At 66.0% G+C, this 20,950-nt stretch carries 18 protein-coding genes; 9 read left to right on the top strand and 9 right to left on the bottom strand.

What is annotated here, in order from left to right:
- Positions 1-2: 2 nt before the first annotated feature.
- Positions 3-713, top strand: a complete 711-nt coding sequence (locus ACF8LI_RS16455; RefSeq protein ID WP_047217515.1) for a M48 family metallopeptidase — start codon at positions 3-5, stop codon at positions 711-713.
- 34 nt (positions 714-747) lie between these two features.
- Here the strand turns inward: ACF8LI_RS16455 and ACF8LI_RS16450 are convergent, their stop codons facing one another.
- A complete protein-coding gene (locus ACF8LI_RS16450; RefSeq protein ID WP_047217516.1) occupies positions 748-1,680 on the bottom strand; it encodes a DUF5655 domain-containing protein in 933 nt (310 codons plus the stop codon).
- Positions 1,681-2,167: 487 nt separating this feature from the next.
- Positions 2,168-3,097 (bottom strand): LysR family transcriptional regulator, encoded by a 930-nt coding sequence (locus ACF8LI_RS16445; RefSeq protein ID WP_012201944.1) that lies wholly within the window; start codon positions 3,095-3,097, stop codon positions 2,168-2,170.
- 239 nt (positions 3,098-3,336) lie between these two features.
- On the opposite strand from ACF8LI_RS16445, the gene ACF8LI_RS16440 reads away from it, so the two are divergent.
- The 5 genes from ACF8LI_RS16440 to ACF8LI_RS16420 are packed head-to-tail and all read left to right on the top strand — an operon-like array spanning position 3,337 to position 7,711.
- Positions 3,337-4,125, top strand: coding sequence for a 5-oxoprolinase subunit PxpA (locus tag ACF8LI_RS16440; RefSeq protein ID WP_047217517.1), 789 nt, complete (start codon positions 3,337-3,339; stop codon positions 4,123-4,125).
- 53 nt (positions 4,126-4,178) lie between these two features.
- Entirely contained in the window at positions 4,179-4,427 is a 249-nt protein-coding gene (locus ACF8LI_RS16435) for an acetyl-CoA carboxylase (RefSeq protein ID WP_012201946.1), read from the top strand.
- Between the two features lie 11 nt (positions 4,428-4,438).
- On the top strand, positions 4,439-5,836 hold the full coding sequence (locus ACF8LI_RS16430) for an acetyl-CoA carboxylase biotin carboxylase subunit (RefSeq protein ID WP_047217518.1): 1,398 nt from the start codon (positions 4,439-4,441) through the stop codon (positions 5,834-5,836).
- The gene (locus ACF8LI_RS16425) at positions 5,833-6,744 is read left to right on the top strand and encodes an allophanate hydrolase subunit 1 (protein ID WP_047217519.1); all 912 of its coding nucleotides are present in this window, start codon (positions 5,833-5,835) and stop codon (positions 6,742-6,744) included. Before ACF8LI_RS16430 ends, ACF8LI_RS16425 begins: the two co-directional genes overlap by 4 nt.
- Complete coding sequence (locus ACF8LI_RS16420) at positions 6,734-7,711, top strand: biotin-dependent carboxyltransferase family protein (RefSeq protein WP_047217520.1); 978 nt, start codon at positions 6,734-6,736, stop codon at positions 7,709-7,711. The genes ACF8LI_RS16425 and ACF8LI_RS16420 overlap by 11 nt, the downstream gene beginning before the upstream one ends.
- Before the next feature lie 119 nt (positions 7,712-7,830).
- Here the strand turns inward: ACF8LI_RS16420 and ACF8LI_RS16415 are convergent, their stop codons facing one another.
- Positions 7,831-8,955 (bottom strand): CaiB/BaiF CoA transferase family protein, encoded by a 1,125-nt coding sequence (locus ACF8LI_RS16415; RefSeq protein WP_392413367.1) that lies wholly within the window; start codon positions 8,953-8,955, stop codon positions 7,831-7,833.
- Positions 8,956-9,088: 133 nt separating this feature from the next.
- Positions 9,089-10,009, bottom strand: coding sequence for a LysR family transcriptional regulator (locus tag ACF8LI_RS16410; RefSeq protein WP_047468272.1), 921 nt, complete (start codon positions 10,007-10,009; stop codon positions 9,089-9,091).
- 126 nt (positions 10,010-10,135) lie between these two features.
- On the opposite strand from ACF8LI_RS16410, the gene ACF8LI_RS16405 reads away from it, so the two are divergent.
- The 3 genes from ACF8LI_RS16405 to ACF8LI_RS16395 all read left to right on the top strand — a co-directional run bounded on the left by ACF8LI_RS16405 (position 10,136) and on the right by ACF8LI_RS16395 (position 12,111).
- The gene (locus tag ACF8LI_RS16405; RefSeq protein ID WP_016454189.1) at positions 10,136-11,107 is read left to right on the top strand and encodes a tripartite tricarboxylate transporter substrate binding protein; all 972 of its coding nucleotides are present in this window, start codon (positions 10,136-10,138) and stop codon (positions 11,105-11,107) included.
- 11 nt (positions 11,108-11,118) lie between these two features.
- Positions 11,119-11,583: a MaoC family dehydratase gene (locus ACF8LI_RS16400; protein ID WP_160850985.1), complete on the top strand. Its 465-nt coding sequence runs from the start codon at positions 11,119-11,121 to the stop codon at positions 11,581-11,583.
- A 129-nt stretch (positions 11,584-11,712) separates the two neighbouring features.
- Entirely contained in the window at positions 11,713-12,111 is a 399-nt protein-coding gene (locus ACF8LI_RS16395; protein WP_013799932.1) for a YkgJ family cysteine cluster protein, read from the top strand.
- 7 nt (positions 12,112-12,118) lie between these two features.
- Here the strand turns inward: ACF8LI_RS16395 and ACF8LI_RS16390 are convergent, their stop codons facing one another.
- The 5 genes from ACF8LI_RS16390 to ACF8LI_RS16370 form a co-directional block, all read right to left on the bottom strand.
- Entirely contained in the window at positions 12,119-13,519 is a 1,401-nt protein-coding gene (locus tag ACF8LI_RS16390) for a HAMP domain-containing sensor histidine kinase (protein WP_046239392.1), read from the bottom strand.
- A 4-nt stretch (positions 13,520-13,523) separates the two neighbouring features.
- On the bottom strand, positions 13,524-14,228 hold the full coding sequence (locus ACF8LI_RS16385; RefSeq protein WP_017407046.1) for a response regulator transcription factor: 705 nt from the start codon (positions 14,226-14,228) through the stop codon (positions 13,524-13,526).
- 153 nt (positions 14,229-14,381) lie between these two features.
- Positions 14,382-15,587, bottom strand: a complete 1,206-nt coding sequence (locus ACF8LI_RS16380; RefSeq protein WP_070080763.1) for a TolC family protein — start codon at positions 15,585-15,587, stop codon at positions 14,382-14,384.
- A 265-nt stretch (positions 15,588-15,852) separates the two neighbouring features.
- Complete coding sequence (locus ACF8LI_RS16375) at positions 15,853-18,966, bottom strand: efflux RND transporter permease subunit (RefSeq protein ID WP_016447267.1); 3,114 nt, start codon at positions 18,964-18,966, stop codon at positions 15,853-15,855.
- Between the two features lie 21 nt (positions 18,967-18,987).
- Entirely contained in the window at positions 18,988-20,136 is a 1,149-nt protein-coding gene (locus tag ACF8LI_RS16370) for an efflux RND transporter periplasmic adaptor subunit (RefSeq protein ID WP_392413365.1), read from the bottom strand.
- Positions 20,137-20,950 lie beyond the last annotated feature (814 nt).

Below are 20,950 nucleotides of genomic sequence, written 5' to 3'. Positions count from 1 at the left end.
CCATGCCTCAGCTGCAATACGGACAGACGACCATTGAATGGCGCTTCAAGGCAGACGCCACGCTCAAGCGTCACTACGTGACTGTCGAGCGTGGCCAGCCGGTGTTGCTGCGCGGTCCGAGGGTCTCCCGGCAAGAGCAAGAGGTCTTGGTACGTCAGCGTGCGCGCTGGATTCGCGAGAAGCAGGCGCAGGTCGAACAGCCATTGGCCGAAGAGCTGGTAGTCACCGGCAGCCGTCTGCGCTATTGCGGACGGACCTACTTCACCGAGGTGAAGCACACGCCCGGCCTGCTCTATCCCACGCTCCATTTCACCGCTTCGCGCTTCCTGATCGAAAACCCGATGGGCCGAGATATTGGCGCCGATGCGCTGGCGCCCTTGCTGACAGCGTTTTATCGAGAGCGGGCGCAAGAGAAACTGCTGGCGCGCGTCCGCCACTGGGAACGCCAGTCCGGCTTGCAGGCCGCTGGCGCACGCATCAGACTGTTCCAAAGCCGGTGGGCCAGTTGCAGTGCGAAAAACGTATTGGAATTTCACCCACGCGTCATGGAGTTGCCAGCCAGTGTGCAGGACTATGTGGTCGTGCACGAGTTATGCCATACGATCGAGAAGAGCCACACCCGGGCTTTCTGGGCTCTTGTGGCACAACAGATGCCGGACTGGCGGCGGCAGCACACGCTGCTCGAACAGGCAGCGTTTGGCGACACGATCTAGGACCTAATGACGAGCAGTTGCAAGGGTCTATTCCTCACCCCTCCACATACGCCCGCTCCAGCAACACCTTTGCCCGCTCAAGATCCCCCGCGCTGCGCAGGCACAGCTCCAGCTCCCCCGTCCCCCAGTGCCCGATCTGCCGCACGTCGCGGCTGAAACCTTCCTCCAGCGTCACAGTGTCGGGGTCCAGTTTCAGCATCACGAGCATCTTGTTGGGGTACATGACCACGCTGGCAAAGTTCTTGAGCTTGCGGAAGGCGACATAGAGCTTGAGCTGCTTTTCCGTTACGTCGTCGCCCAGCGCAAACACGAATGAGCGCACATCGGCATACAGGGCCTGGATGTCCGCAGTCGCGCCTTGCAGCTGTTCGGCAAAGCTTTTGTCTTTGCCTTGCGGCTTGGAGGTGATGGGGCTGGCATCTATCGAAGACGATTTGGCGGTCACCGTGGCTGGTTCGACCACCGTCTGCGTGTTCACCAGCTCCAACAGCAACAGGTCTTCGCCAAAGCGTTTGTAGCGGATCAGCTCGATATTGCGTGGGATCTGCTGCACCGCGTGCTGGTCGTAGCGCGTGAAATCCGCAGCGATGCACAGCAGCCGGGTGCCCGACCATTCCACGCTGTCCGCCACGTCCTTACCCAGCCTTTCCATCACCAACCAACGGAATTCGGCCTTGTGGTCCAGCAGCCAGTCCAGGTAGAACAGCCCCTGGTTGATGACGTTCTCGTTGCTGTGCCGCTTGTATTCGATGATGACGGGGCAGTTGTTCTCGTCCAGCCCCAGCGAGTCGATACGGCCGCGGTGCGTCTTGCCGGTGGCGTATTCCGTGGCCAGGAAGCGCACGCCCAGGAAGGTTTCCATCTGGCCTTCGATCAGCGTCTGCAGATTGCGCTCCAGCGCCACCGCCGTGGCGGCCAATTCGGTGGCGGTGCCGCCTTGCAGACGGAAAAGCTGGATATCGCTCATGAGGGGACCTTTTGCACCATGCAGCAGAAGAGATAAGGCCATTCTTCAATGGCCGGCCAAGTCTACAAGAGGCGCATTGGGGCAAAGCACCCCCAACCAGGACTGCCCCGGGGCGCGACCGAAACCATGTGCGGGGCTAGCTCCCTCAGGAAGGGCTCAAGAACAGCGAACAGCGAACCGCGCACGCCCGAATTCTCAGACCCGCCGAGATCATCTGACCCAGCGACTGGCCGTCCAGCGTCAGCGCCACAAGGCGGCTGCCGCCTGCGGCGCAGCGGTGACGCAGGGCCGTGGATGAGACCATGGCCATGCCGTAGATCAAGCGTGAAAAACAGCGGCTGAAAGAGAATGTCGATCGATCCAAGAATCGCCGGCATTCTTCACCCAGGCCATGAAGTGATGCCTCAATTGATGCATTCGCATGTGCGGGAAATTCGGAGCAAGCCGTTTTGCTGAATGCAGAAATGGGCATGTCCAACCAACGACATCAACCGCCGGGCCTCCTTCTGCCTTGATGCACGACCGGCTCGAGAAACAACTGCCGAAAGTAATCGCGAAACGCCGTCATCGCTGGGGAAAATTCGATGCCTTGCTTCCACCCAAGCCCGATGTTCATCGTTGGCACGGCGTCGCGCAGACTGATGGTTTCAATGCGCTTTCCCTCCAGCGACCAAGGTCGATAAACCATATCCGAGAGAACGGTCACACCTAGGCCATTCGCCACGGTGCTGCGCACTGCTTCTACAGAGCTCGTGCGCAGCCTGATCTGAGGTTGGTACGGCGTCTTGCTCCAATATTTCATTGCAGTGCCCGCAGCCTCGTCCACGGTGAGCAGGATGTAGGGCTCGGCCGCCACATCGGCCAGCGTGACTTCCGCCTTTTCGAGCAGCGCATGCTTGGCCGGCACCCACAGTCGGCGTTGCGAGCCAAAGAATGTCTCGAGCGACAGCTCGCGCAGCACCACATTGGACGTGAGCAGTACTCCCATGTCGTATTGCTGCGTGATCAGTCCCTCCTCAATGGCTTCACGCACTACTTCGTGCACCTTGACCTTGATCTGCGGATGCAATTGCTCGAAACGCTGAAGGTGATGGGGCAAGAAGTAGCCGAGCACCGTGTAGGTGGCGGCAATGGTCAGCGTCCCCTCGACATTCACTCCCTCATGCGGCATGCGGATCGCCTCGTCGGCAGCAGAGAGCACGGCATAGGCATGGCTCAGAAAACGCCGTCCGGCCCGGGTCAGTTCCACGCCATGAGGCTGTCGCTCAAACAGCTGCTGCCCCAGCATTTCCTCCAGCTCCCGGACTGCCGTGGTCACCGCCGATTGCGAGATGTTGAGTTGAAGTGCCGCATGTGAGATGCGCCCCACTTCGGCCACCGCCGTGAAGTACTTGAGCTGGCGAAGGGTCAGAGACATGGTGCGGTCTTCCTGGGGTATTTACTTATCTCTCAAAAATTACATGCCAGCGCGCGCAAATCCGATACCGAGGATTCACTGATCTGCAGGGTAGCGTTCATTGCAGGCAGTCGGCGTATCTGTTTTTCAGATATCGCATCGCCTGTAAATAATGCTTTTCAGCCGATTTTCAGCTCACTAATCTTCACCTTGTCCCGCATTGCTGCCATCTGGCCGTGCCAACAACACAAGGCAAAAACGTGAAGAAGACGCTGATTGATCTGAACTCCGACATGGGCGAAAGCTTCGGTCCATGGGCCATCGGCGATGGTGTGGACCAGGAATTGATGCCGTTGATCAGCTCGGCCAATATCGCCACAGGCTTTCATGCGGGTGATCCGAACATCATGCGCAAGACGGTGTTGTTGGCCCGGGAAAACGGCGTGGGCATCGGCGCGCACCCGGGCTTTCGCGACCTCGTGGGCTTCGGGCGCCGCCATATCAATGCACCGGCCGACGAGCTGGTGAACGACATGGTCTACCAGCTCGGCGCGCTGCGCGAATTCGCGCGGCTGGCCGGCATGACGCTGCAGCACATCAAGCCGCACGGCGCGCTCTACATGCATGCGGCACGCGACGAGGCGCTGTCGCGTGCACTCGTCACGGCCCTGCAGCAGATCGAACCGACGCTGCGCCTGTTCTGCATGGAATCGTCCGTCACCTTCCAGGTGGCGTGCGAATTGGGCCAGCCCGTGGCGCGCGAGTTCTATGCCGACCGCGACTACGACCTGAGCGGCTCCATCGTCTTCACCCGCCGCGTCGGCGCGCTCGACCCCGAGGCCGTGGCCGCCAAGGTGCTGCGCGCCTGCACCGAAGGCGTGGTGCGCACGGTCGAAGGCCAGGACGTGGCGATCGGCTTCGACTCGGTGTGCATCCACAGCGACACGCCCGGCGCGCTGGCGCTCGTACAGGCCACGCGCCGCGCACTGGCCGAGCACGGCATCGAAGTTGCAGGTTTTGCCGGTGCGGCTGCGCCGGCGCGGCCTTGAGTTTTCCGTTCTTCCCGCTTTCGTTCCTGTTCCCGCTTTCCAGGAGTGCATCGATGCCCGCTACCCATGAAGTCCTCAGCCCGCTGCCGGGCACTTTCTACCGCCGTTCGGCGCCTGACGCGCCGCCATTCAAGGCCGAAGGCGACACCGTGGCCGTGGGCGATGTGATCGGCCTGGTGGAGGTGATGAAGCAGTTCAGCGAAGTCACGGCCGACGTGGCCGGACGGCTGCGGGGCTTTGCCGTGGAGAACGGCGAACCCGTCGATCCTGGCCAAGCGCTGGCCGTCATCGAAACGGCGTGAGGCCCCGGACCATGACCGCCGCATTCGACAAACTGCTCATCGCCAACCGCGGCGAGATCGCGGTGCGCATCATCCGCGCCGCGAAGGAACTGGGCCTCAAGACCGTCGCCGTCTACAGCGACGCTGACGCGCAAAGCCTCGCGGTGCGCATGGCCGACGAAGCCGTGCGCATTGGCCCGGCGCATGCCACCAGGAGCTATCTGAGCGTAGACGCCATTCTTGAAGCGGCAGCCGACAGCGGCGCCGGCGCCGTGCATCCGGGCTACGGTTTCCTGTCGGAAAACGCCGTGTTCGCCGAGCGCATCGAGGCCGCGGGCCTGGTGTTCGTCGGCCCGACGCCGCACGCGATCCGCACCATGGGCGACAAGGCCGCCGCGCGCGCCGCGGCCATGAAGGCCGGCGTGCCCACCGTGCCCGGCAGCGTGGGCGTGGTGACAGACGCCGACACCGCCGTCGCGCTGGCAAAGGGCATCGGCTACCCCATCATGATCAAGGCCTCGGCCGGCGGGGGCGGGCGCGGCATTCGCGTGGCGCATGACGAAGCCGAGCTGCGCCAGCAGTTCGCCACCGCCACGGCGGAAGCGCAGGCCGCTTTCGGCAACGGCGAGGTATACCTCGAACGCTTCATCCGCCAGGCGCGCCACATCGAGGTGCAGATCCTGGGCGACGGCCAGCGCGTGGTTCACTGCTTCGAGCGCGAATGCTCGCTGCAGCGACGCCGCCAGAAAGTGTGGGAAGAAGCGCCCTCGGCCGCCATCAGCGAGGCCACGCGCGCGGCGCTGTGCGAATCGGCGCTGCGGCTGGCCCATGCCGTGGCCTACCGCGGCGCGGGCACGCTCGAATACCTGTACGACGACGACACGCGCGAGTTCTTCTTCATCGAGATGAACACGCGCATCCAGGTCGAGCACCCCGTCACCGAGATGATCACCGGCATCGACCTCGTGAAGGAGATGCTGCGCATCGCGCTCGGCCAGCCGCTGCGCCTGCAGCAGGAAGACATCCGGCTGACCGGCGCGGCCATCGAGGTGCGCATCAACGCCGAGAACGCCGCGAAGAACTTCATGCCGAGCCCGGGCCTTGTGTCGCAGCTCGTGGTGCCGGGCGGCCCCGGCGTGCGCTTCGACACCATGCTGTTCCCCGGCTGCACCGTGCCGGCGTACTACGACTCGCTGCTGGGCAAGCTGATCGTGCACGACACCGATCGCGCCGGTGCGCTGGCCCGCATGCGGCGCGCGCTCGACGAGCTGCAGGTCGAAGGCATCCACACCACGATCCCGCTGCACCGCGCACTGTGCGAGGACGCGGGCGTGGCGCAGGCCGCATTCCACACGGGCTTTCTCGAAACCTGGCTGGCGGTGAATCCGCTGGCCGACGCACCCGCTCCACTTGCGGAGGTGAACGCATGACCGCTGCCAGCACCCTCCCCGCCCAGGCCCGCTACAGCTTCGGCGGCGACGAGCACCTGTTCGTCGAGATCAGCGAAGAGATGTCGCTGCCCGCGTTCTTCAAGGGCATGGCCATCTGCAATGAGCTGCGCCGCCGCGCACAGGCGGGCGAGATCACGGGCGTGACCGAGATCTGTCCCGCCAACGCCGCCTACCTCGTGCGCTTCGACCCCGATGCGATCGCGCCCGACGCACTGCTCGCCATGCTCAAAGACATCGAAGCGGGCCTGGGCGATGCCGACCTGCAGATGCAGACGCGCATCGTCGAGATTCCCGTGCTCTACAACGACCCGTGGACACACGAGACGCTGATGCGCTTTCGCGAGCGGCACCAGGACCCGTCAGGCACCGACATCGAGTACGCGGCGCGCATCAACGGCCACGTCTCGGTCGAGGCCTTCATCGAGGCGCACTCGTCGGCGCCCTGGTTCGTGTCGATGGTCGGCTTCGTGGCCGGCCTGCCCTTTCTGTTCCAGATGGTCGAGCGCCAGCGCCAGATCCAGGTGCCCAAGTACCTGAGCCCGCGCACCGACACGCCCAGGCTCACGCTGGGCCACGGCGGTTGCTTCAGCTGCATCTACTCGGTGCGTGGTGCGGGCGGCTACCAGATGTTCGGTGTCACGCCCGCGCCCATCTTCGACCCGGCGCAACGGCTGTCCTACCTGAAGGAGCTGATGGTGTTCTTCCAGCCCGGCGACATCGTCAAGTACAAGCCCATTGACCGCGCCGAGTACGACCGCCAGATCGCGCAGGTCGAGGCCGGCACCTACGCGCTGCGCATCGCACCAGTGTCGTTCTCGCTCAACGATTTCCTGGCCGACCCGGGCGGCTACAACCAACAGCTCCTGAAAGTGCTCCATGGCGATTGAAGTGCTCAAGCCCGGCCTCGCGACCAGCGTGCAGGACGCCGGCCGCCCCGGCTACTACCACCTGGGCATTCCGCTGTCGGGTGCGCTCGACCAGCAAAGCCTGGTGCTCGCAAACCTGCTGGTCGGCAACGACGAAGGTGCGGCCGTCATCGAAAGCACGCTGCTCGGGCCCGAGCTGCAGTTCGACGCGCCCGCGCTGGTGGCCGTGACCGGCGCCGACGCGAAGATCAAGCTCAACGGCAATGAGGTGCCACGCAATACCGCATTCGCGGTGCAGGCCGGCGACAGGCTCGGCTTCGACTTCATGAAACTCGGCGCGCGCATGTGCATCGCCGTGGCCGGCGGCATCGACGTGCCGGTGGTGCTGGGCAGCCGCTCGACCTACGGCCTGGGCGCATTCGGCGGCTTCAACGGACGCAAGCTGCTGGCCGGCGACAGACTGCCCGTGGGTGTACCGTCCGCCGCCGCCCGCGCGGGTCGCACGGTGCAGGCCGCATTGCTGCCGGTGCTCGACAAGGAAGTGGTCCTGCGTGTGCTGCCGGGCATCTACTTTCACCGACTGCAGGAGGTGTCGGTGCAAAGCTTCTTTGCCGACACCTGGACCGTCGGTTCCGAGGCCGACCGCATCGGCTACCGCTACAAGAACGGCACGCCGCTGAAGTTCCACGAGCGCACGCCGCCATTCGGCGCGGGCGACGACCCGTCGAACATCGTCGATGCGGGCTACCCGTACGGTTCCATCCAGGTGCCGGGCGGACGCGAACCGATCATCCTGCACCGCGATGCGGTCTCGGGCGGCGGCTACGCGATGGTCGGCACCGTCATCAGCGCCGACATGGATCTCATCGCCCAGATGCAGCCAAACCACAAGGCACGCTTTGTCGAAGTCGATATGGCGCAGGCGCTCGAAGCACGCGCCGAGCGGCGGCGAAGAATCGAGCGCTTGCGCGCAGCGCTCGCGGCCTGAGCGCGACCCTCTTCGTCCCTCTCAAGAGAGCCGATGACAACCAAGGAAGCGGTCGAGTTCGCCACGCTCGAATGGGTTGCGTCGTTCAACCACCATCGCCCGCCTGGACCCATCGGGCATCACTCTTGCCGGCCTCGAGCCTGCCCGCCAAACTCCTCCCACAGCGCCTGCGTATGCTCGCCCAGCGCGGGCACGGCGCCCATGGCGGCTTCGGCATCCGACAGCGTGGCCGGGGGCAGCAGGGCCTGGACGCTGCCGGCGGGCGTGGCGACTTCGCGCCAGCGTTGGCGTGCCTTCAGCTGGGGATGGCTCCAGACCGCGTGCATGTCGTTGAGCGGCGCGTTGGCGATGCCGCCTGCATCCAGGCGCTGCATGGCCTGTTCGCGGCTCAGGTGGGCCAGCACGGATGCGATCACCGCATCGAGTTCCGCACGGTGCGCCACGCGCTGCAGGTTGGTGGCAAAGCGCGCGTCCTGCGCCAGCGCGGGCTGCTGCAGCACATGGGTGCAGAAGCTGTGCCATTCGCGGTCGTTCTGCAGGCCGAAGATCAGGCTCTGGCCATCACCGGCCGTGTACTGGCCATAGGGCGCGATGGAAGGATGGGTCAGCCCGCTGCGCGCAGGCGCCGCGCCGCCGTAGTGGGCGAAGTTCAGCGGGTAGGACATCCATTCGGCCAGCGCCTCCAGCATGGACACCTCCACGCGCAGGCCCCGGCCGGTGCGGGCGCGCTGCAGCAGGGCGGACAAAATGCCCGAGTAGGCATACATGCCGGCCGCGATGTCGGCGATGGAAATGCCCACGCGTGCGGGCTGGTCGGGCGTGCCCGTGACCGAGATCAGGCCGGCTGCCGCCTGGATCAGCAGGTCATAGGCCTTTTTGTCGCTGAGCGGTCCGCCTTCGCCATAACCCGATATATCGCAGACGATGAGACGCGGATATTTTTCATGCAGGCTGTCGAAATCCATGCCCATTCTCTGCATGGCACCGGGGGCCAGGTTCTGGATCAGGATATCGGCGTTTTCCAGTATTTTCCCGACGATATGCTGCCCTTCGGCGGTCTTGATATCTGCTGCCAGGCTTTGCTTTCCCCGATTGGCCCAGACAAAAAAGGATGATTCACCATGGACCTTGTCGTCATAGCCCCGCGCAAAATCCCCATCGGGCAATCGCTCCAGCTTGATGACCCTGGCCCCCAGGTCCGCCAGTTGCCGGCTGGCAAAAGGCCCTGCCACGGCGTGCTCCATGGCCAATACCGTCAAACCATCCAATGGGCGTGTCTGCATTTTCTTGAACGAGGCGAATATTCGATTCGCCGCATTCTAGAAGTGCGACCATCACCCAGCCAGTCGGCATTTTCTAAGCGGAATTCCAAATCTTCTAAGGCAGGGATTCCTGCACGGCGCCTTCCTCGGGCAAAGGCTGGGCCGCCACATAGGCCACGAAATCGCGGGCATAGGCGGGCAGGGTTTCGGGTTCGCGCGTGACCACCTTCTGCTCGCGCTGCGCCCAGGCCTCGTCCAGGCCCACGGCAGCCAGCCTGCGCGCCTGCAGCGCCGGCCGGGCAATGGAGCGCGGCACCAGCGCAATTCCCACGCCTTCCTGCACGCACTGCAGCACGGCCTCGAATGTTGGTGCGTGCACACGTACCCTGGGATTCATGCCCAGCCTGGAGGCCATGCCTTGGAGGTAGAGGAAGTTGCTGGTCTTGCGGCCGATCGAGACCAGGTCGTAGGTCAGCGCGGTTTCCAGCGGCACCCTGCTGCTGGCGGCCAAGGGGTGGCCAGCGGGCACCACGAACACCAGTTCATCGCGGCCATAGGTGATGGCGTGCAGGCCATGCAGATCGATCTGCCCGGCCACCAGGCCCACGTCGGCACTGCCGTCGAGCACGGCGCGCACCGTGTCTTCGCTCAGGCGCTCCTCCAGGTCCACATTGACGTTCGGATAATGGGCCAGATAGCGGCTGAGCACGGGCGCGATTCCCGTCAGCGTGCTGCTGTTGGCAAAGACGCGGATATGGCCTGATATTCCGTTGATGTGTCTTTGCATTTCTCCGTGCAGGCGGTCCACGCTGCCGAAAATGGAATCGGCGTATTTCTTGACCGTCATTCCCGCCGGGGTCAGCACCATGCCTTTGGACGTTCTTTCAAACAGCGATGCGCCCATGGCCTGCTCCAGATTCTTGAGCCGGTAGCTGGCCGATGGCGCCGTCAAATGCATTTCAGCCGCGCCTGCGCTGAGGCTTTTGGCCTGGGCAATCGCAAGGAAAACCCTGAGATCCGTCAATTCATATCGCATCCGTTGCATGCCCGCCTTGGGCATTTCCTTGGTTTTAGACGGTTTCTAACCGCCCTATCAATGATTCGACTGGCCGCATTGGCAGCGCATTTCTATAGTCGGCGCCAGGAGACAACGGAGAAAATTATGGACTTCAAGACGGCAAGACGCCAAACCCTTCTCACCGCCCTGCTTCTGGCCGCCGGCGCGGCCGCAGCGCAGGACTATCCGGCGCGCCCCATCAAGCTGGTGATTCCCTACGCGGCAGGCGGCCCCACCGACACCTTCGGCCGCGCCATGGCCGATGTCTGGAGCCAGAAGCTGGGCACGCCCGTGGTGATCGAGAACCGCACGGGTGCCGGCACCCTGGTGGGCACGGAGGCGGTTGCCAAGGCAGCCCCTGACGGCTACACCCTGCTGCTGACCACGGTGGCGCATGCCGTCAATCCCTACATCCACGACAAGCTGGGCTACCGCACGGAGGAAGACTTCGCGCCCGTGGGACTGCTCGCCAGGGCGCCGCTGGTGCTGGTGGTGGACAAGCGGCTGCCCGTGCAGAGCCTGCCGGATTTCCTGGCCTATCTGCGGGCGCGGCCCGGCCAGGTCAGCTATGCATCGGCGGGCGTGGGCAGCGCTCCGCACCTGGGCGCGGAGCTGCTGAACCTGATGGCGGGCACCCGGGCCCAGCATGTGCCCTACCGGGGCAGTGCGCCAGCCATACAGGACCTCATCGGCGGGCACCTGGCCTTCATGCTGGACAGCGCGCCCACAGGCCTGGCCCAGGTCAAGGCGGGCACGGTGCGCCTGCTGGCCACCACCATGGCCCAGCGCCTGCCGCAGACGCCCGACACGCCTGCCATTGCCGAGCAGGTGCCCGGCTACGAGGCCTATACCTGGAACGCCGTGTTCGCCCCCGCAGGCACGCCGCCAGCGCTGATTGCCCGCCTGCAGTCCAGCCTGCAGGCCACGGTGGACGATGCCGGGCTGCAGAAAAAGGCCTACGACATGGGCCTGGTGCTGGAAAAGCAGCCGCGCCCCCAGGCGCTGGCCGCCTTCCTCAAGCAGGAGCTGGACAAATGGGGCAAGGTCGCCCGGGCCGCCCACATGAGCGCGAACTGAGGAGAGTCGCCATGCCACGCCACCCATCCCTGTGCGCCCAGCGCTACTTTGACGACTTCGCGCTGGGCGAGGTCTTCGCCCTGCCCTCGCGCACCATGACCGATGCCCTGTTCGCCGCCTTCCAGCTGGCCAGCGGCGACAACCATCCCGTGCACTACGACGTGGAGTACTGCCGCGCGCGCGGCATGCCCCATATGCTGGCCCACGGCTACCAGGTGGCCATACAGACGGCGGCAGGCGCCGGCCTGTTCCCGCACATGGTCGAGGAATCGCTCAAGGGCTTTCTGGAGCAGGGCAGCCGCTTCCTGGCCCCCGTTTATGTAGGCGACACGCTGTACTGCACGCTGACGGTGTCCGAGCTCAAGCCCGGCAACACCACGGGCGTGCTGACCCTGGCCACCGAGGTGCTGAACCAGCGCGCCGAGCGGGTGTCCGACGGGTTTCAGAAATACCTGTTGAGGAAGCGGCCGGCCTGAAGGCCAGGGGATGGATGCAGGGGCGGCGTCCCCCAAAGACCCGCCCCCTCGCTTGGCTACGCCGGCGCGGCAACCGCCGCCGGGCTTTCTGGCGAAAAATAGCGGCCCTGCACACGCCCATCGCCCACCATGAGATCCCCCATCAGCATCGTCGACGTCGACCGCCTCGACTCCTGGAGCAAATACAAGCCCGGCATGTGCGACAGCTGTGCGGCCAACTGCTGCACCATGCCGCTGGAGGTGCAGCTGCCCGATCTGGTGCGGCTGGAGCTGGTGGATCCGTTCGAGGTGGACAACGTGGAGCCCAAGCTCATCGCCAAGCGGTTGATGAAGATGCGCTTGATCGACCACTACAACCCCAAGCACAACATCTTCACCATGGCGCGGCGCGCCAGCGGGGACTGCAATTTTCTGGATGCCAAGTCGCGGCGCTGCACGGTCTACGACAAGCGGCCCGAAACCTGTCGCCTGCACCCCAAGAAGGGGCCCAAGCCCGGCTTTTGCGCCTACGGTCACAAGGACCGCTGAAACGGCTTCAGGCCGTGGGCAACCCGGGCAGCCAGATCCTCGCCTGCAGGCCCGGATGCATGTTCTCGAAGCCCAGCTTGCCGCCATGCAGCTGCACGATGGCCAGCACGCTGGCCAGGCCCAGGCCATAGCCTTCGCGGTCCGATTCGGCGCGGTAAAAACGGGTGCTCATCTTCTCGCGCGTCTGCGCGTCCACGCCGGGGCCGCGGTCCTGCACGATGATTTCCACGCCCCATGCGCCGCCGTCCATGCCGTGTTCGTGGGCCACGCCCGCGCGCAGCAGCATGTCGGCGCCGTGGTCGCTGTCGGGCAGTGATCCGTACTTGATGGCGTTGTCCACGAGGTTGGCCACGGCGCTGGCCAGCAGGTCGCCGTCGCCCAGCGCCATGGGCGTGCCTTCGACCTGCAGCCGCAGCACGCCGCCTGCGTCCTCGACCAGCGGTTCGTAGAACTCCACCACGTCGACCAGCAGGGCGCGCAGGTCCACGGGCGCGAAGTTCTTGCGGCTGGCGCCGCTTTCCACTTCGGCAATCTGCAGCAGCTTGTCGAAGACCACGCCCAGCTCGGCCACTTCCTGGGCCACCAGCGCCAGCGTCTCGTTCTTTTCCTCGGGCGTGGCCTGCTGGGCATTGCGCAGGCGCAGCAGGATGCGCGTCAGCGGCGTGCGCAGGTTGTGGGCGATGGTGTTGGAGACATGGCGTATGCCGTCCATCAGCAGTTCCAGCCGGTCCAGCATGGTGTTGATGTCGCGGTTGAGCAGCGTGAACTCATCGTCGCGGCGCGTGACCGGGATGCGCTGGCGCAGGTCGCCCGTGGCCACGCGCGCCATGGTGCTGCGGATGTCGGCGGCACGCTCTTCCACCACGCGCCGGAAGGCCCCGGCGCCCAGTACGGCCATGCCCAGGGCCACCAGGCCGGCCAGCAGGCTGGCGCGGCCGAACAGCTCCTCCACATCGCTTTGCACCTGCATGTCGCTGCCCACGGCCAGCAGCTTGCCGTCGGACAGCTGGGCCACGGCCACGCGGCCCGCGATGATGCGGCCGTTGCGCCGCACCTTGAGATCGCGCACGCCCATCTCCGTCAGGCGGCGTGCGGGCACCACGTCGGCGTTGCCGATGATGGGATTGCCGTCGCCATCCATGAGGATGAGGATTTCGGTATCGGTGTTGACGCCGTCCAGCAGGGTCTGCTGGATCTCGGCCTCCAGCGCGGGCTCGCCGTACTTGTCGCGGTGCTCGACCAGGCGGCGCATGTGGTTCTCGGCCTGCCTGTCCATGCGCATGCGCAGCACGCCCACGGTCTGCACGTAGAACACCGACAGCACGATGGACATGGTCAGCACCAGCAGCACGCCGTAGGTCAGCGCCAGCCGGAAGGCCGTGGAGCTCCAGGGCTTGGCCAGCGACATGGGATCAGGCCACCTGCGGCAGGTCCTGCGGCCGGTCCGACAGGCTGTAGCCCACGCCACGCACGGTGTGGATCAGCGCGGGCTCGAAGCCCTTGTCCACCTTGCCGCGCAGGCGGCTGATGTGCACGTCGATGACATTGGTCTGCGGGTCGAACCGGTAGTCCCACACCGACTCCAGCAGCATGGTGCGCGTGACGATCTGGTGCGCGTGCTGCATCAGAAAGGCCAGCAGGCGGAACTCGCGCGGCTGCAGCGCCAGCGGCTGGCCCGCGCGCTCGGCGCTGCGCGTGAGCAGATTCAGCCGCAGGTCGGCCAGGCGCATCTCGCGCGCGGGGGCCGGGATCTGGGCGCGGCGCACCAGGGCCTCCAGGCGCGCCGAGAGTTCGGAGAAGGCAAAGGGCTTGGTCAGGTAGTCGTCGCAGCCGGCCTTGAGGCCGCGCACGCGCTCGTCCGTGGCCGACAGGGCGCTGAGCACCAGCACCGGCGTCTGCTTGCCCATGGAGCGCAGCGTCTGCAGGATCTGCAGGCCGTCGAAGCCGTTGGGCAGCATGCGGTCGAGGATGATCACATCCCAGCTCTCGCCCACGGCCATGGCGATGCCCTGCACACCATCGCTGCACACCGCCACCTGCGCGCCCTGCTGGCGCAGGCCTTCGGCGATGTAGCGCGCGTTCAGCGCGTCGTCTTCGATGATGAGATAGCGGTACATGCGGGCGGCAGGGCCTGACTCGAAACTGAGGCAGACACTATACGGCGCGCCAGACTCCGCCGAGATCGGTGGGGATGCCGGCATGTTGACCACCTCTTTCCAGCTAGGGGCAGGGCCGCGCGGCATCCCAAAGCACCGCGCCGCATGAAACCGTCAGGGCGCAGCCCACATCGGCAGATCGCCGCTGGCCACGCGCACCTGCCACTCGGCCAGCATCATTTCCTTGACCAGGTCCAGGTGCTCCAGGCGGTGCTCGTTGATCGATCCCAGCGAATCGATCAGCTCCAGGATGGAGCCCTGGCCCAGCTTGTAGGCGTCCTGGGCCATCTGGTTGAGCGGCGCGATCTGCGCCAGGCCCTGCTTTTCGTAGGCGCGCACGGCATCGCGGCGCAGCTTCAGCTGCCTGATGGCGCGCTGCAGCTCGGTACGCGCCTCGATCAGCGCGGCGTCGTAGCGCAGCTGGGCCTGCTCGGCCTCCACCTGGGCACGCGCGATGGGGCCTTCGCGGCGATCGAACAGCGGCAGCTCCACCGACACGCCGATCTGGTTGTAGTTGCCGTCCAGCCGGTTGCGCACCCGCGCCACGCTGATGCTGGGCGTGGGCAGGGCTTCGCGGCGTTCCAGCTCGACCTTGTGGCGCAGCTGGTCCAGCTCGGCCTGGGCGGCCACCAGGGCCGGCAGGCGCAGGCGCGCGGCCTCCCAAAGTTCCTGCTCGTGCAACAGCTGGGCCACGGGAACGGCCTGCAGGCTGCCCGTGGCGCGCGGTGCCCACTGGGGCAGGGCGGCCAGGGCGGCGGCGTGCGAGGCGGCATCCTGCCAGTCCGACTGGGCCTGGCTGACCTGCATGGCCATCTGGGCCTGCTGCAGGCTCAGGCGCGCGCCGTCATAGCGGCTGCGCGCACCGGCCTCGATCTGTCCGCGCACGATATTGCCCGCGCTGTTCAGGGCCTCCTGCGCCTCTTGCCAGACCTTCAGGCGCTGCTGCGTCATCAGCAGGTCGATGAAGGCCGTGGCTGCATCGTTGAGCGTGGTGGCCACGGCCACCTCGACATTGGCGCGCGCCGCCGTCTCGCCCTTGCGCGCGTTCTCCATGCGCAGGCGCCGCTGGCCGAAAATGGGCAGCGGCTGCTCTATGCCCCACTGCTTCTCGCCCGGCTTGCTGCTGTACGACGCCGAAGGATTGGGAAACGCCGCCGCCGTGCGGCTGTCCGCCTGCGCAATCCCGATCTGCAGTCGCTGCGCAGCCAGCTGGGGCTGGTTGCGCACCACCATCTGCAGATACTCCTGCATCCCCACCGGCTGCTGCGGCGCAGCCGCCGGAGCCACCTCGGAGGCAGGCGCCGCAGTGGTGGCCGGCACAGCCGCCCCGCCCGGTACAGCGGGTACAGCGGGTACAGCGGGTACAGCGGGTACAGCGGGTACAGCGGGTACAGCCTGCTGCGCAAGCGCAGAACCCGTCCCCCAGCACAGCGCCACAGCCACAAACAGGGCCCGATAACGGGCGCTGCCTGCAAAACCGGCGCGACCAAAAGCCAGGGACGCCGAGCAAGAGCCGCCTCGCGGCGAGGGCGTCGTCCCCCCCGCGAAGCGAGAGGGGGAAGCGGCGAAGCCGCTCAGGGGGCTATCACTCTTTTTCATCGAGTTCTTCCTGCGTCAACATGTTCTTGGGGCCCAGCAGCGCATAGAGCACGGGCAGCAGCACCAGGGCCACCAGGGGCAGCACCACCATGCCGCCCACGATCACGGAGGCGAAGGGCTTTTGCGTCTCGCTGCCCACGCCCGTGGACAGCGCCATGGGCAGCAGGCCCAGCAGCGCCAGCAGCGCCACGAGCACGATGGAGCGCATGCGCTCGGCAGCGCCCTCGACCAGGGCCTGCATCATGGGCATGCCTTGCCGTCGCAGCTCCTCCACGGCCGAGATCACCAGCAGCCCGGCCAGCGCCACCTGCCCCAGCAAGGCAATGAAGCCGATGGCCGCGCTGATGGACAGCTCGATGCCCGCCAAGTGCAGGGCCGCGATGCCGCCCACCATGGTGAAGGGCGCGCACAGCAAGATGATGCCGGCGCTGCGCGCCTGGCCCAGCGCGCCGAACAGCAGGGCGTAGACGATGATCAGCGACAGCGGCACCACGATCTTCAGGCGCGCGGCCGCGCGCTGCTGGTTCTCCCACTCGCCACCCCAGACGGCCTGGTAGCCCTCGGGGATCTTCACGTTCTTCTTGAACGTGGCCAGCGTGTCCTTGACCACGGAGCCGATGTCGCGGCCTTCCACGTTGAACTTGAGCGCCATGTAGCGCGCATTGCCTTCGCGGAAGATGGAGGAGTTGCCGATCTTGATGGCCACCTGGCCCACGGAGTGCAGCGGCACCGAGCCGCCCGCAGCGCCATTGGGCAGGGGGATGGCGATGTTGCGGATGCGTTCCTCGTCCATGCGGTCCACATAGGGCAGGCGCACGCGCACGGGCACGGGGTACTCGCCTTCCCACAGCGTGGTGGAGATGTTGCCGGCCAGCGCCGCCTCCAGCGTCTTTTGCGCGGTCTCCATGGCAATGCCCTGGCGCGCCAGCGCCTGGCGGTCGAACTCCACGTGCACCTGGGGCGCAGGCGCGTCGCGGTACAGGCCCAGGTCGACCACGCCGTCGATGTCCTTCACCAGGTCCACGGTCTGCTGCAGGATGGAGCGCAGCTGCGGAATGTCGGGGCCGAAGACCTTGAGCACCACCTGGCCGCGCGCGCCGGACGTCGATTCCTCCACGCTGTCGCGGATGGGCTGGGCGAAGTTGAACGACACGCCCGGAATCTCGCTGAGCGTGGCGCGCATCTGCTCGATGAGCTGGGGCTTGGTCAGGCCCTTGCGCCATTCGCCGTGGCCCTTCAGGCGCACCAGCACCTTGGCCAGGTTCAGCGTCTCGTTGTCGGTGCCGGACTCGGGACGGCCCTGCTCGGTGGTGACGGTGATGACCTCGGGGAAGGTCTTCAGGCGCAGGCGCACGTCGCGCAGCACTTCCTGGCCCTTTTCCAGCGAGATCGATGCCGGCATCTGCACCAGCACGTAGGCGTCGCCTTCATCGAGCTCGGGCAGGAATTCCGTGCCCAGCCAGGCGGCCGACAGGCCGGCCGCCACCAGGATGGCCAGCGAGGCGACCACCACCATGACACGGCGCCGCCCGGCGCCCAGCAGGCTGCCGATCCAGTGCTGGTAGCCGTGGTGCGCGCGGTCGAAGATCTTGGGCTCTTCCACCATCACGTGCTGGGGCTTGAGGAACAGCGCGCACAGCGCCGGCACCAGGCCCATGGCGAAGACCAGGGCACCCAGCAGCGCGAAGCTGTAGGTCATGGCCAGCGGACGGAAGATGCGGCCCTCGATGCTTTCCAGCGAGAACACGGGGATCAGCGCCGCGATCACGATGGCCATGGCGAACAGCGTGGGCTTGGCCACGGCCACGGCCGAGTCGATGATGATGTGGCGCATGTCCGCCTGCGTCTGCGGCTTGCGCAGGCGGGCGTTGCGGATGATGTTCTCGGCCAGCACCACGGCGCCGTCCACCATGATGCCGAAGTCGATGGCGCCCATGGAGATCAGGTTGGCCGGCATGCCCAGCAGGTGCAGGCCGATGAAGGCCACCAGCAGCGACAGCGGGATCACCGTGGCCACGATCAGCGAGCCGCGCAGGCTGCGCAGGAACAGCCACAGCACGCCCACGATCAGCGTGGCGCCGAACAGCAGGTTGTGCTGCACCGTGCCCAGCGTGTGGCCGACCAGATCGGAGCGGTCGTAGTTGGTCTCCATGTGCATGCCCTCGGGCAGGCCGCCGTCATTGAGCGCGGCCACCTTGGCATGGATCTGGTCCAGCACCACCGAGGGGTTCTCGCCGCGCTTGAGCAGCACGATGCCCTGGACCACGTCGTCGGCATCGTCCATGCCCACCGAGCCCTGGCGCGGCGTGTGCGACTGCACCACGCGCGCCACGTCGCCAATGGTCACGGGCGCGCTGCCGCGCATGGCCACGACCACGCCCTGGATCTCCTGCGGCGTGCGCAGCAGGCCGATGCCGCGGATGATCAGCGACTGCTCGCCGCGGCGCATCAGGCCGCCGCCCACGTTGCGGTTGGACTTGGACAGGGCATCGCTCACGTCTTCCAGCGACAGGCCCAGCGCATACAGCTTCTCGGGATCCACCTCGACGTGGTACTCCTTGACGAAGCCGCCGATGCTGACCACGTCCGCCACGCCCTGCACCTGCTTGAGCACGCGCACCACGCGCCATTCCTGCTCGGTGCGCAGCTGCGCCAGCGTGTGGCGGTCGCTCTTCAGGCGGTAGTAGAAGATCTTGCCCAGCGGCGTGTAGTCGGGCGCCATCTCGGGCGTGACGCCGTCGGGCAGATTGGCCTGGGGCAGGCGCTGCGACACCTCGGCGCGCGCATGGAAGCTGTCGGCCTCGTCATTGAAGACGAGGTTGATCATGGCCAGGCCGAAGTAGCTCTCCGAGCGCAGCGACACCAGGCCCGGCGTGCCGTTGAGCTCGCGCTCCAGCGGCTGGGTGATCTGGCGCTCCACCTCCTCGGGGGCCAGGCCCGGCGCCTGGGCAATCACGCCCACCTGCACATTGGTCACATCGGGATAGGCCTCGATGGCCGTGTGCAGGTACGAATACACGCCATAGATGGCGATGATCAGGGTGGCACACAGGGCGACGAGCCGCCGGTGCACCACAAACGCTATCAGGGAACGCAGCATTGATGGGACTCCTTGCCGCGATCAGAGCAGCTGGCTGGCTGCGCCGTCGAGCAGCAGACCACCGCGCACGACGATCTTCTCACCCGACTTCAGGCCCGACACCACGGGCACCATGCCGCGCGAGGGCCGGCCCAGCACCACGGTGCGGGCCTCGAACTGCAGCTCGCCGGTCTGCACGAAGACGATGCTGCGGCTTTCATCCTTGATGAGCACGGCCGTCACGGGGATCAGCATCTCGTGCTCGTTGGAGACCTGCAGGCCCACGCGCGCCTGCATGCCGGAACGCAGCACGGGGTTTTGCGCATCGAGCTGCACGATGACGGAGGCGCGGCGCGATTCCTTGTCCAGCGTGGCGCCCAGGTGGCGCACCGTGCCGGTCAGGGGCTTGGGCAGCTGCGGCACATCGACCTGCACGGCACTGCCCAGGCGGATGCCGGGCAGATCGCTTTCGAAGACATCGGCCACCACGTTCATGGCGGCGGGATCGCCGATCAGGAACAGCTCGCCGCTGGGCTCGACCGAGGCGCCGACCACGGCCTTGCGCTCGGCCACCACGCCGGCGCGCGGCGCACGCAGCACCAGCCGGTCGCCGCCGCCTTGCCCCAGCAGCGCCGACGTGCCCTGGGCACGCGCCAGCTCCTGGGCCGACTCGCGCAGCTTGGCCTGGGCCGCGCGCAGATCCACCTCCACGCCCACGCCCTTGTCCACCATGGTCTGCTGGCGCCGCACTTCCACGGTGGCCACGTCATGCGCGCTGCGGGCAGCTTCCACCTCGTAGCGCACGCGCAGCGCCTCGGGGCTGACCAGGGTGGCCAGCTCGTCGCCGGCCTTGACGATGTCGCCCACGTGGGCACGCACGGACACCACGCGCGCGGCCAGCGGCACCGAGACGGTGGCCACGCGGTCCTCGGCAAAGGTCACGCGCGCCGGCGCCCAGGCCATCTGCGTGCCCTGCGGATCGGCCACCGCGGCGATGTCCAGCATCTTCAGCGACTCGGGCTTGACCCGCACCACGCCGGCGGGCGTGGGTGCCTGCGCGGCAGGCTCGTTCTGTGCCGATGCCTTGGATGCATCGCAGCCCGCCACAAGGCAGGCCACGGCGATGACGGCGCATGCCGAGGCCGCCGGAAACCGGGCTGCCGTGGGCAGGCCCGCAAGTGTCTTGATCATTCTTGCCCCTTCAATCCATGCCTGGAGCGCAGGGACTGCAGCGAGCCGACCCTTGTCTCCTGAGATGAAACAGATGCTAGAAAACGCATCTTCCGGCGTGCGTGAAGCCTTCATTACCGTTTGGTAAGGCACTCGCATGCCCTGGGCTCGCCCCCGGGACCTGTCCCCGGCAGGGATGGTCTGTGCCTTTGGCGGACTTTTGCGAGATCCGGCGCGGTCCGCGGCGCACAGCCTGCGCGGTCCCGGACCTGCCGCCTGGCGTGGGACCCAGGCCAGGCCGCAGCGGCGGCAGACCTGTGGATATCCCGGGGAAAAATGCGCCCTGCAAAGCCAGAGATCTGCACAGGCCCTGTTTTCCACAGTGGTGACAACTTCCATCACCTTCTGCAAATTGCAGCAAACCTGAATTCTCGAAAAATTCGTTGCAAATCAACGATGAATCGCGAAAATCACTCCATCAATCCACAGGCATGCCAACAGCATGCACACAAGATTGACCACAGGCCGCACACCCTGGCAGCTGTGGGCAAGACTGTGGATGCAGCCACGCGCACAGCCATCAACGGCCATGGGAACAATCCAGGAACAGCCGGTGGACAGATGTCCATCCCGGCCACCGATACCCACCTGTACGCACATGCGATTGGCGGGTGCAGTGATCCATATGACGTGCAGCTTGTAGGCTGTACGGCATACGAAAAACGCGCTTTGTGCGCTGTATTCCATAAGATTTCGCATCTTATTTAATACATATCACTGTACGAATCCTTATAAACAGACGGACCAAAGTGATCCATCTGGTCGAAATACGCCG

The organism is Delftia sp. WSY_12 (assembly GCF_043104645.1).
Classification (GTDB): Bacteria; Pseudomonadota; Gammaproteobacteria; order Burkholderiales; family Burkholderiaceae_C; genus Comamonas; species Comamonas tsuruhatensis.
The sequence above is the reverse complement of the archived record's forward strand: the minus strand, read 5'-3'. Positions and strand labels throughout refer to the sequence as shown.